Origin of the sequence: Endozoicomonas atrinae, assembly GCF_001647025.1 — a bacterium.
In the GTDB taxonomy this organism is placed as follows: Bacteria; Pseudomonadota; Gammaproteobacteria; order Pseudomonadales; family Endozoicomonadaceae; genus Endozoicomonas; species Endozoicomonas atrinae.
Map to the genome: position 1 here is coordinate 1 of NZ_LUKQ02000193.1, position 10,350 is coordinate 10,350.

The 10,350-nt window shown below is 46.6% G+C and carries 13 protein-coding genes and 1 tRNA gene; 8 read left to right on the forward strand and 6 right to left on the reverse strand.

The window, feature by feature from the left end; translation table 11 throughout:
* Positions 1-176: 176 nt before the first annotated feature.
* Complete coding sequence (locus tag AK963_RS20630; RefSeq protein WP_066017315.1) at positions 177-518, reverse strand: helix-turn-helix domain-containing protein; 342 nt, start codon at positions 516-518, stop codon at positions 177-179.
* A 315-nt stretch (positions 519-833) separates the two neighbouring features.
* On the opposite strand from AK963_RS20630, the gene AK963_RS20635 reads away from it, so the two are divergent.
* The 5 genes from AK963_RS20635 (at position 834) to amt (ending at position 4,873) form a co-directional block, all read left to right on the forward strand.
* On the forward strand, positions 834-1,022 hold the full coding sequence (locus tag AK963_RS20635) for a ribbon-helix-helix domain-containing protein (RefSeq protein ID WP_066017316.1): 189 nt from the start codon (positions 834-836) through the stop codon (positions 1,020-1,022).
* 119 nt (positions 1,023-1,141) lie between these two features.
* Positions 1,142-1,423 carry a hypothetical protein gene (locus AK963_RS20640; protein ID WP_066017317.1) on the forward strand — a complete coding sequence of 94 codons (282 nt, stop codon included), beginning with the start codon at positions 1,142-1,144 and terminating at the stop codon, positions 1,421-1,423.
* Complete coding sequence (locus AK963_RS20645) at positions 1,410-1,661, forward strand: hypothetical protein (RefSeq protein ID WP_066017318.1); 252 nt, start codon at positions 1,410-1,412, stop codon at positions 1,659-1,661. The genes AK963_RS20640 and AK963_RS20645 overlap by 14 nt, the downstream gene beginning before the upstream one ends.
* Positions 1,662-1,690: 29 nt before the next feature.
* A complete protein-coding gene (locus AK963_RS20650; protein ID WP_083232808.1) occupies positions 1,691-1,945 on the forward strand; it encodes a pyocin activator PrtN family protein in 255 nt (84 codons plus the stop codon).
* A gap of 819 nt (positions 1,946-2,764) precedes the next feature.
* Positions 2,765-4,873, forward strand: a complete 2,109-nt coding sequence (gene amt / locus AK963_RS20655) for an ammonium transporter (protein WP_066017319.1) — start codon at positions 2,765-2,767, stop codon at positions 4,871-4,873.
* A gap of 25 nt (positions 4,874-4,898) precedes the next feature.
* On the opposite strand, the gene AK963_RS36690 is transcribed toward amt, so the two are convergent.
* Positions 4,899-5,024 carry a hypothetical protein gene (locus AK963_RS36690; RefSeq protein WP_274520544.1) on the reverse strand — a complete coding sequence of 42 codons (126 nt, stop codon included), beginning with the start codon at positions 5,022-5,024 and terminating at the stop codon, positions 4,899-4,901.
* Between the two features lie 86 nt (positions 5,025-5,110).
* Here AK963_RS36690 and dusA point away from each other — a divergent pair, with 86 nt between their 5' ends.
* On the forward strand, positions 5,111-6,154 hold the full coding sequence (dusA, locus tag AK963_RS20660) for a tRNA dihydrouridine(20/20a) synthase DusA (RefSeq protein ID WP_202969815.1): 1,044 nt from the start codon (positions 5,111-5,113) through the stop codon (positions 6,152-6,154).
* Positions 6,155-6,170: 16 nt separating this feature from the next.
* Here the strand turns inward: dusA and AK963_RS20665 are convergent, their stop codons facing one another.
* The 3 genes from AK963_RS20665 to AK963_RS20675 form a co-directional block, all read right to left on the reverse strand.
* Positions 6,171-6,674 carry an STAS domain-containing protein gene (locus AK963_RS20665; RefSeq protein WP_066017320.1) on the reverse strand — a complete coding sequence of 168 codons (504 nt, stop codon included), beginning with the start codon at positions 6,672-6,674 and terminating at the stop codon, positions 6,171-6,173.
* Positions 6,675-6,676: 2 nt separating this feature from the next.
* Positions 6,677-7,852 (reverse strand): SpoIIE family protein phosphatase, encoded by a 1,176-nt coding sequence (locus AK963_RS20670; protein WP_066017321.1) that lies wholly within the window; start codon positions 7,850-7,852, stop codon positions 6,677-6,679.
* 201 nt (positions 7,853-8,053) lie between these two features.
* A complete protein-coding gene (locus AK963_RS20675) occupies positions 8,054-8,755 on the reverse strand; it encodes an MlaA family lipoprotein (protein ID WP_066017322.1) in 702 nt (233 codons plus the stop codon).
* 363 nt (positions 8,756-9,118) lie between these two features.
* Here AK963_RS20675 and AK963_RS20680 point away from each other — a divergent pair, with 363 nt between their 5' ends.
* Together AK963_RS20680 and AK963_RS20685 are read left to right on the forward strand one after the other, a co-directional pair.
* Complete coding sequence (locus AK963_RS20680; protein ID WP_083232809.1) at positions 9,119-9,379, forward strand: flagellar biosynthesis anti-sigma factor FlgM; 261 nt, start codon at positions 9,119-9,121, stop codon at positions 9,377-9,379.
* Positions 9,380-9,501: 122 nt separating this feature from the next.
* Positions 9,502-9,578 (forward strand) — tRNA-Arg (locus AK963_RS20685).
* An 88-nt stretch (positions 9,579-9,666) separates the two neighbouring features.
* On the opposite strand, the gene AK963_RS20690 is transcribed toward AK963_RS20685, so the two are convergent.
* The gene (locus tag AK963_RS20690; RefSeq protein WP_066017324.1) at positions 9,667-10,230 is read right to left on the reverse strand and encodes a helicase-related protein; all 564 of its coding nucleotides are present in this window, start codon (positions 10,228-10,230) and stop codon (positions 9,667-9,669) included.
* Positions 10,231-10,350: the final 120 nt, after the last annotated feature.

The following is a 10,350-nucleotide window of genomic DNA, read 5'->3' on the forward strand; positions in this document are numbered from 1 at the left end:
AGAGTCAGCTTAGTAAAATATTTAACTTTCTGGAACTATCAGACTTGCAGACCACCCCAAAAAGCTATACTTAACGACAGGTCATTTTGGACTGGTGTTTTGAGGACTTTTTACGCCGGTGATGACAGAACCTTTTTAGAAAGGCAAAAGAGGTGGGAAGCACTGGGTATGGAATCTTAATTCAACACGATAGCGGCCACCAGCTGTGCTACGGCCTCTCGTTGTATGGCATCCATCTTGCCCAGACTTGCCATAATGACTCCAGTATGTGGGCAATGGTTGTATACCGAATGACGTAGCGCTGGTTCTCTACCTTCCAGGTACCAGTCAGCAGTGATGCCATACAACTGACACATCGACACCAGGTCTTCCATGCTCCTGGGAGTCCGGCCATCTTCTGACTCCCATCCATGTACGGTACTTATGCTTTTTCCAAGCTGCTGAGCAACTTCTTTGATACTGAGCCCGGCCATTTGTCGCGCAGCCCTGACTCTCTGATTTCTGCTGGTCATATGCATTGAGTTAAATCCAGGTGGCTGGCAGCTTATTGAACAGGAGTTCAGCTTGTCGAGACAAGATCAGCAGAGGAAACTCTTGAGAAGATAGTGTCGTTTAACGATTCTGATGCCTTGATGCAGTGTGGTTACCTGCTTTTTGAAATAAGGGGGGGCAGAACAAAAAAAAGTCATTTATTTAGTGGTATTTAGTGTTTTAATTCCTTTATTAATGATTTCTGTGTTGTCAGTCATAAAAAAAATGCGTTAATTTGTTGTTGCTAGCATGAAAATATGAATACGGACAAAATGCAATTAGCACAATGGAGTGATTAATTTATGAAAAAGTACCGTCCTGCTACTACTGTCCTCGGTTTTCGGGTTTCCTCTGAAATGATCAGGCGGCTCGACTCTCTGGCTGAAAAGGATCACCGTACCCGCTCACAGATGGCTCGTCTGCTTATTGAGAAGGCTCTACGTGACCAGGAGCTGATCCGCAATGACAGCAGGCTTGCTGGCAGTATCTGATAATTAGCCGTCGTCGTACGGCTTTTCTCTTTCAAATCTTATTCATACTGTCTTCTCAGGATTTGGCAGGGAGTTGCTTCTGGCTAGAAAAAGCCGGGTTCTGAATAGAGGAGAAACTAATGTCCGATAAGATCAATAAGACCGCTACGGATCTTGTGATACCACCCAGTGTTCAGGAAGAACCTGATTCCTTTTATCTGAATTTGGGCCTGACCTTGAGTGAGGTGTCCGTGTTGAATCAATTCTGTACGCATTTGCGGGTCAGTCAGTTAGCGCAGGATAACCGATGCACTGAACAGCAGTCCCGTGCATTGATGCATTTGCTACACCGTATCAATAACCATATCCAGCCGGATTGTGTACTGCCATTCCTGTCCGGAGATACTGATGAGCAGTCTTAAGGGACTCAAGCAGCAGGTAGGTTGGCACGAACTGGCCGAGCTCTTGGGCTTGGGTGCCTCCCGAGAAGGGCGGGTCAATTTAATGTATTGCTCGTCAGTACGGGAGGATAAACACCTTTCTTTATCAGTGTTTAATGGAGAGGTGGTTTATTGCTGTAAAGAGCGAACTTCCTGGGAAGATGTGAAAAAGAGAGGAAATGATGATCTGGAGTCTGCAGGATTCAGGAGCCAGCAATAAGTAATTACAATGGTGAAGGGAGTGACATTGTGCTGACCACCGAACTGATGCTGTATGGAAAATACAAGAAACCCGTGATCAACCTGTCTGAATGTTGCGAAGATGTACTTGGGCTTTGCTACAAAAATGCCAGAGAAGCCGCCCGCCGCAGCGAGTTGCCATTCCCGGTGATTCGCACCCGGAATACCCGTCATGCACCGTACCTGGTGCATATCCGTGATTTGGCTCGTTATCTGGACAGCACGTTTGACAATGCACGGAAGGATTTTGACCAGCCACAGTAAGTAGTCAGGGATTTTGTACAGAGATAGCATTGCGGTACTTTTCAACCTTACCCTGCGCTCTCTTATTCTGAGGGGCATAGTCGGCTCAATATCCTGAAAAAAGTATTCATGGGGACTCTAGAAAATATCCCTCTAATGTACCCATGAAATTCTGGCGCCCAGTTTTAGCAGATGCTTGGCATTATCTAGGGGGTATTCACATTTACCCGGCTCGTAAGCTTTTAATCAGGTCTACGACAAGCCGGTAACGAGATAGAGTTTATCTTTTGGATTCTTGATGGCTGTACAGCCCTCAAAAATGATCAATGGAACCCTATTAAAGAGAGGTTGCCAGGCAAGGTCTCAGACCCTGGTCCTACCGCTAAAAAAACGTCTGTTTATTCACCGGTGCCCCTGACGAGCTCTATCGGAGGAGTTTGGCCGCTGGAATACGGTTTACATTCGCTGCAATCGATAGTGTTCAAGATGCATCTGGAACAAAGTATTCGAAGAGGTCAACAAGGACTGTGATATGGAATATATCATGGCTGATGGCTCAATCGTTCGTGTTTACCAACATGGCGCCTCAAAAGAGAAGCACGAGATTCTGAAATAGCTGAATAGTCGTAAACGCCCCTTGGATTTGTTGTAAGTCTTTGATTTAAGCAGATGGCGTATTCCGTTTCACAGTTGCAGACACTCGAGTTGTAGAAGTTTTGATTTTACTAGCTATTGTCTGTCTTAAGTACTATGCCCTTCATGCAAAGATGGTAGTATTCTCTCCACTTAGCCTGCCGATAAATCAGTTCAATAATTTAATTGATCGGATTAAAAGCCGGCATGATAGAAGACTCTCTGAATACCTTGTTTCTGGCGACCTGTATCATTCTGGTCTTTTTGATGCAGGCTGGCTTTCTCTGCCTTGAGGCCGGGGCGGTCCGTCATAAAAACAGTATTAATGTTGCTGCCAAAAACCTGATGGACTTGATTCTGGTCGCCAGCGTTTATGTCCTGATTGGCTTTCGAATTCAGTATGGATCCTTCGACACATTTTTCTCCAGTGAGCCTATTATTGATGAATCCCTGGTTCATCAGGGGTTCACGGAGTTGTTCATTATTTTTCAGGCATTGTTCGCTGCGACGGCAGCCACTATTGTAGCGGGTGCTGTCGCTGAGCGTTGTGGACTGGCTGCCTATCTAATCATTAGTTTGCTGATTGGTACCCTTATCTTTCCCATAGTCGGTGGATGGGTCTGGGGTGGTGTGCTCGGTACTCCCGTTGGATGGTTGGCAGAGTTTGGTTTTGTTGATTTTGCGGGTTCCTCTGTTGTACACGGTCTGGGGGGGGCTGTCTCCCTGGCTGCGATCATGATTATCGGTCCTAGAAAAGGTGTATTCTCTGGAGCATTGACAGGGACAGGACAAAACCTGGTGCTCAGCTTGCTGGGTGTATTGCTGCTCTGGCTGGGCTGGTACGGTTTTAACGTCGGCAGTCTGCTGACCATGGGGCCGCTGCTATCGAAAGTCTTTACCAATACCTCCATTGCCGGTTGTGTTGGAGGAGTGGCTGCCAGTATATGGAGTTACTGTTACTACAAACATGCCAACCTGAAGGTGATTGCCAACGGGGTGCTGGCCGGTCTGGTCGGTATAACCGCTGGTGCTCATGCGGTAAATTTATGGGCTGCAGCTGTGATTGGTGGTGTTGCTGGAATGGTCTGTTGTCTGGCTACGATCGTGCTTATCCGGCTGAAACTGGATGATGTTATCGGGGCTATACCAGTTCATCTGGCGGCCGGTGCATGGGGCTCACTTGCGGTTGGGCTGTTTGGCAACCTGGATGTTCTTGGGACCGGGCATGATCGGGTAACTCAGGTTTCAGTCCAGTTTCTCGGTGTCATTAGTATTTTTATCTGGTCATTTGGTATCAGTTATTGCCTGTTGAGCCTGGTCAACCGCTTTATCCCACTGAGAGTGTCTGAGGAAGAGGAGGAGCGGGGTTTGAACGTTTCTGAGCATGGTGCAGTTACCGAGCTCTCTGAACTGGTATTTGAGCTGCACCAACAGGCAGAGAGTGGGCAGCTTAGCCCTCTGGGTATAGATCCATTTTCAGAATTGTCTGCAATTACTGAACAGTACAATCGAGTGTTGACCCGCTTTGCCCGCTCCCAGTCATCACTTCAGCAGAACATGCGTGTGCTGGAAGACGTGCGTGATGAGTTACAGATTCAGAAAGAACGGGCAGAACAGGCCAGCCAGCATAAAAGCCAGTTTCTGGCCAAAATGAGTGATGAGCTTCGCACGCCGTTAAATGGTATTGTTACTCTGTCGGATTCATTGGTATCTGAACAACTTTCAGATGACCAGAGGAAGAGCGTTGATGTTATTCTGCAGTCTAGCCGGGCACTGCTGGCGATGATTGATGATATCCTCGATTTTCCCAAGGGAGAGAAGGACCAACTGTCTGGGCAGAAGCCCGTTTCCCACAAATCAGGTTTCAACCTGAAGTCGCTACTGGAACAATCAGTTGCCCTGTTTAGCACAGAAACCCTCAACAGGCCCATTACACTAAACTTGGAATTTGGAGCCGATATCCCTTTAGTTATTGAGGGTGACTCCATGCATCTTCGTCAAATTCTCATTAACTTGTTGGGTAATGCATTTAAATTCACCCAACAAGGAGTAATTACTCTGAGTGCTGAATACGACTATATGACAGGGCTCTTGACTGTGGCGGTATCGGACACAGGGCAGGGGATTGAATTGAGTCGTATCAATGAGATTTTTGAGGCAGATAAGCCTGAGGAATGTGCCTTTGCTTCTCAATCCGGTGGGAAGGGGCTTGCTATCTGCAGGCAACTGGCGGAATTGCTGGATGGACGTTTAGAAGTCAGTAGTGTGGTGGGGCAGGGATCTACATTCACTCTCCTTATTCCTATGAGGCAGTAACCATTCCCTGCTTTCGTTTTGACGCTCACTCTACCGGTAAAGAGCCGAAGGTTTTGCAATTCGAGCAACGTTGATCGTTGATCACCTTTCGGTCAATCGCAGCGTGGCGTACCTTCCCAAGGCGATTCTTTCGCTTTAGTATGCTCATCATATTTTTATCCAGATGTTGCAAAGGGTTGGAAGTGTGCAGGATGTTGCATTGGCAACAGAAAAAATAGTGCATTTCCAGACATTTATATGCCTAATAAAGCCGATCAGATGAGTAGTGAATCGCCTGTGAAATCAAGTAATGACAAGTTCTCCAGACGATCTGTGCTGGATCGGAGGTTTATGGTTGCTCCGATGATGGATTGGACTGACAGGCACTGTCGCTACTTTCATCGGGCTCTGTCTGAGCGGGCGCTATTGTACACAGAGATGGTCACAACCGGTGCGCTGGTGTTCGGAGATAAAGACCGGTTTTTACAGCATGATGCATTTGAATACCCACTAGCCCTTCAGTTAGGTGGTCATGATGCCAGCGATCTTGCTTTTTGTGCCAAGCTGGCGGAAGAGCGGGGTTATCAGGAAGTAAACCTGAATGTGGGCTGTCCCAGTGATCGCGTTCAAAATGGTCGTATCGGCGCCTGCCTGATGGCAGAGCCGGAAACCGTAGCGAATGCCGTTAAGGCCATGAAAGAGAGAGTGTCAATTCCGGTAACGGTAAAGCACCGTATTGGCATCAATGGTCGCGAGTCCTGGCAGGAGTTGCTGGACTTTGTCGGTATCGTTGCGGAAGCGGGGTGCGATACCTTTATTGTTCATGCCCGTATTGCCGTTCTGGAAGGACTTTCCCCCAAAGAGAACCGGGATATTCCACCGTTGAAGCCAGACTGGGTGTATGAGCTCAAAACTCAGTTTCCTGAACTGAACATTTCCATTAATGGCGGTATCAAGACTTTTGAGGAAATAAATCATCATCTGAAGTACGTTGATGGTGTGATGCTTGGCCGTGAAGCCTACCAGAACCCATATCTGTTATCAGAAGTGGATGGTCGGCTATATGGTTGTCAGCAGCCAGTGAAGAGTCGCGCTGACGTAATAGGGAAGATGATTCCCTATATTGAGTCAGAGCTGTCTAAAGGGACATGGCTCAGCCATATTACCCGGCATATGCTGGGGCTTTATCATGGCGTACCCGGCGGTCGACGCTTCCGTAGGCATATCAGTGAAAATGCTCATAAAGCCGGTGCAGGGGTTGACGTTCTGCTTGATGCTGTCAAGCTTGTGGAAAGTTTGTAACGACTGGGGTAAAGGGTCAGGCAGTCACTTCTGGCTGCCTGCAGTGCTCCAGTTGTTTAACAAGATCACTGAAGGCCTTTCGGTTGTTTTCATTCAAGCTCATGAGAGTTCTGTGGGCGTCCAGTACCCGGGCATGAGTGGACTCTTCACTGCAGTCCTCGCATTCAATTTCCTGGTATTCGGAGGTATGATTTTCGACATCCTCAACAATGATAAATATGCGCTCAAAACCCATGCTCATGAGAATTCTTGTTATGTCAGGGCGGGGAGAGATCAGTACTGGCCGTTGGTCTATCTGCTTTCTGGCCATAATGGACAACTTTGCTAATAGTCCAAGTGACGTACTGTCGATGGTTTCCGCCTCTGAAAGATCAACAATAACAGAACGAAACTCTGGCTCTTCAAACATGGCCTGAAGAAAATTCTCCAGACTGGAGCAAAGAGTGAGTCGGACTTCTCCGATCAGTTTCAGTACATATGTACCTTCACTTTCGGCAAACTGAATTTTTCCAGGTGTCATAATCAGTATCGAGCCAGTATTAACATTGCAATGTCATCAGGTGCTTCCTGAATATCATTGAGCCCCAGCTTTTCCGTCAATGTTTCTATGGTGTCGGCACCTTCTCCGATAACCGATAATAAATAATCTTCCTTTTCTTTAAGGCTTTTCTGGGGCAAAACCTCAAGAATACCATCGGATAGAATAGTTAAGCTGAATTGCTGGGGCAAGTCTATAATTGCATCCTCATAGACAGCATCTTCAAACAGTCCTACTGGTAACCCTTTTCCTTCTAGAAAGCGAACCTTTTTACCTTTTTCAGCGATCACAGGTAATGGGAAATGCCCGCCAAACGAGTAGGTAAGAGTCTGGTCACGGGTATTTACTATTCCACCAAAAACGGTGACATGCTTTCCCAGCCCTGTTTTTAGCAGGCTCTGGTTAATGTAACTAAGGACATGTGAAGGTTTGACCCTGATTTTACCACCGTTGTTGTGATAGTCCTGAAGCAGACTGATCGACATATGTTTCAGAAGAACAGTAACAAAGGCTGATGATGCGCCGTGTCCAGATACATCGGCCAGATAAAATGCAAAACTGTGGTCGCTCAGCGTAAAATAGTCGACAAAATCTCCACTTAAATAGAGGGATGGGATGATGTTGTGGTCAACTTTGAAATCCTTGTATTCAAGAGGATGCCTGGGCAGCATATTCATCTGGACCTGACGGCCGGCTTTCTGATCCTCCTGAAGCAGGGTCAGGCTGCTTTTTAAAGAGTTTATGGCTTCTTCGAGGCTTGCGCGGTAACGCTTGTTTTCCATCAGTAACTGGGCTTTTTCAAGAGCCCGGTTGATAGCGTACTCTAATACCTCAAGATCGACTATCGGCTTAACCAGGAAGTCGCTGGCACCAAGGTGGAGGGCTTCAACAACATCGGTCATGACGCCAGCACCGGAGACCACAATAAAGGGTATATCACTGGCTTCACTGCGCACCTGGCTCAGCATGGTGAGTCCATCCATGACCGGCATGCGAAGATCACAAAGAATCAGGTCTGGTTTGCATTCACGAAAAATATGCAAACCCTGCTGTCCATTCTCGGCTTCATGGGTTTTGAAACCACTTCCTTTCAGGTAAGCGATAATGCTTTCGCGTACTATAGTGTCATCGTCGATGACCAGAATGGTACTGCCGGTCATGGATACACCCGCAAAGTAAAGAGAATATAAGGACCTGCTTGAACCCGATACATCCGGATAAAAAACCGCATTAAAATGTAAAGTTAAGGGAAAAATACTCCCAAGCAGGCTTGGCTGCAAGCGAGAGTATGCGCAAATTAATGTGCTTGCTTAAAGTAATTGAAGCCAAAGGCTGATGCGACTGTTATTCACGATTTATATTTAGAAGTCATCTTCAGGCTGCTGGCCTGTAATTAAATATTCACGTCTTTGTAAATAAGTGTCTCTGATAAAAGTGTAACGATCTCCAAGAATCAGCTCTTCAGCATCAAGGAGTTGAGCGCGACTGTTGATGATATTGATACTGCCGGCAATCCATCGGTCCCGCTCAGGTTCATGATAGGCTACCGGATTGGTTAATGCATCAGGAATTAGGCCAACACCGGAACGGACAGTGCTCGGGCCAAGCAATGGGAGCACAAGATAAGGTCCAGACGGTACCCCCCAGTTGGCAAAAGTCAGTCCGAAATCGCTGTAGCGCTTATCAAGCCCCATAGGCGTTGCTACATCAATCATGCCAAGAATGCCTGCCGTTGAGTTGATGATGAGACGGCCTGATGAAACCAGTACATCCTGCCCTTTGAACTGGAAGCCGGCACTGGCGATATTTCTCAGTTCTCCAAGGTTGCTGAAGAAATTGCTGACTAATGTCTGCACCGGTTTGGGCGTTACAAAGTTATAGGTCTTTGCCGCAGGCTTCAGAGCATAGTTATCGAGGGTGTCATTAAGTTTAAATACCTTACGGTTCCAGCTTTCCAGTGGGTCATCGTAAGAGATGGGCTCAGTTCCAAAAGTCAAAGTGGGCAAGAGTGTCAGAACTATTACGACAACTGAACGAACAATAATCGCAGGAGAATGATTCACACGCTTAATCCTTGATTCCTTGTTAATTATTCCACGTCTGCAGTGACTCAGGCGCACTGTATTCTCTATTGAATGCGATGACGAGAGGACCTTCGCAAACGGTTGTCCTAGACTGATAGCTGTCGGGATGAGTTATGAAAAAAGCGACCTGTAGACTATTCTAACTTGATCTCGTGCGCTTTTTCCAATTCATAGTCAATGATACTGCCGTCATATTATAGTTTAGCTTCATAAGATAAAAAAAATCATGGCACTGTTATCCGCTAACTTTCTGATAGTAAAGAAAAGGGAAAGAGTGGTATGGAATTTGTGTACTAAAATAATAGGAAACATGGGTAGACAGCCTGAACAGGAGGTGACAGTATGTCCGACTCGTCACCAAGAAATCTTTTTATCGTTCAAGGAGTGAACATGGTTAAAGAGCATCGAGAGTCAAGTACGAATTTGGAAGGCTCCGAGAAGAAAATCAGTTTTGTTATTAATACCACGGAAGATCGCGTCAGTCGCCTTCGCCAGGCATACCTTGATGGGACGTTGATGGTCGATAGTGAGCGTCTCGCCGAAAAAATGCTTGCTTTTGAGCAACAGCTTGAAATCGTGTTTCCCGAGAAAGACAGCCCTTAAGTCAATTTAGCGCCAGTTAGAAACCTCTACCCTGCCAAGGCTTGATCATCTACTGTGAATGAAGTACGCTTCAAACCACATTCGTGAATGTGTATGCCTTGGCAATCAGCCCGGTATCGCACGCTCCCATGGCACAGCTGGATAGCGCAGCCCCCTCCTAAGGGGCAGGTCGGAGGTTCGAATCCTCCTGGGAGCGCCATAAATGCAAAGCTTACGTGAGTAAGCTCTTCCTCTCTGCTATTCATGTATCCAATGTTTTCTTCAATAACAGCTCTCTGATGTCATTGTTATATAAAAATAAACTGGCGATAGAGTGCCTGCAAATCCTGGCGAATCTTTTTTGCATTATCGGGTTCACCGTTATCTACGGCATCCAGCATTGCTTTTTCTTGGAGTGATATTTGCTGGCACAGTGAAGCCAGGTTCTCACAAAATTCAGAAGAGTGAATCGGTGGTTCTAATGCCATTTCATCATTTTGTGTAGACAGCCCGCGCTTTGAGGTGGTTGGTATAATTCCATTGGCCTGATTGTATGCAGCTTGTAGTTTTCGGCGCTGTGCTGACTCATCCAATGCCTGACGCATTGCCGTGGTTACTTTGTCAGCATAAAGAATGGCTTTACCATTGGCGTTACGAGCAGCTCTTCCAATGATTTGTATCAACGCCTGAGCTGAGCGCAGAAAGCCTGCATGGTCTGCATCAAGAATAGCAACCAGAGAGGCTTCGGGAATATCCAGCCCTTCCCGTAATAAGTTAATGCCGATCAATACATCAAACTCACCAGCACGAAGTCCGTTAATGATCTCAACACGGTCAGAAGTTTTTATATCGGAATGTAAAGTACACGCCATGTGCGACTTTTAGGTTTGCATAAGGAGACATGACTGAACCTGCTTTCTGCTATTAAAAGCAGTAAAAAGCAAAAAAGAAGGTTTCAGTCATGCCCGTTGAAGAGTTTATCACTACAGTCT

What these genes read in the sequence shown, in the direction of transcription:
- AK963_RS20630 (WP_066017315.1), bottom strand. Translation starts at nt 518, where the DNA reads ATGCATATGACCAGCAGAAATCAGAGAGTCAGGGCTGCGCGACAAATG.
- AK963_RS20635 (WP_066017316.1), top strand. Translation starts at nt 834, where the DNA reads ATGAAAAAGTACCGTCCTGCTACTACTGTCCTCGGTTTTCGGGTTTCC.
- AK963_RS20640 (WP_066017317.1), top strand. Translation starts at nt 1,142, where the DNA reads ATGTCCGATAAGATCAATAAGACCGCTACGGATCTTGTGATACCACCC.
- AK963_RS20645 (WP_066017318.1), top strand. Translation starts at nt 1,410, where the DNA reads ATGAGCAGTCTTAAGGGACTCAAGCAGCAGGTAGGTTGGCACGAACTG.
- amt (WP_066017319.1), top strand. Translation starts at nt 2,765, where the DNA reads ATGATAGAAGACTCTCTGAATACCTTGTTTCTGGCGACCTGTATCATT.
- AK963_RS36690 (WP_274520544.1), bottom strand. Translation starts at nt 5,024, where the DNA reads ATGATGAGCATACTAAAGCGAAAGAATCGCCTTGGGAAGGTACGCCAC.
- dusA (WP_202969815.1), top strand. Translation starts at nt 5,111, where the DNA reads ATGCCTAATAAAGCCGATCAGATGAGTAGTGAATCGCCTGTGAAATCA.
- AK963_RS20665 (WP_066017320.1), bottom strand. Translation starts at nt 6,674, where the DNA reads ATGACACCTGGAAAAATTCAGTTTGCCGAAAGTGAAGGTACATATGTA.
- AK963_RS20670 (WP_066017321.1), bottom strand. Translation starts at nt 7,852, where the DNA reads ATGACCGGCAGTACCATTCTGGTCATCGACGATGACACTATAGTACGC.
- AK963_RS20680 (WP_083232809.1), top strand. Translation starts at nt 9,119, where the DNA reads ATGTCCGACTCGTCACCAAGAAATCTTTTTATCGTTCAAGGAGTGAAC.
- AK963_RS20690 (WP_066017324.1), bottom strand. Translation starts at nt 10,230, where the DNA reads ATGGCGTGTACTTTACATTCCGATATAAAAACTTCTGACCGTGTTGAG.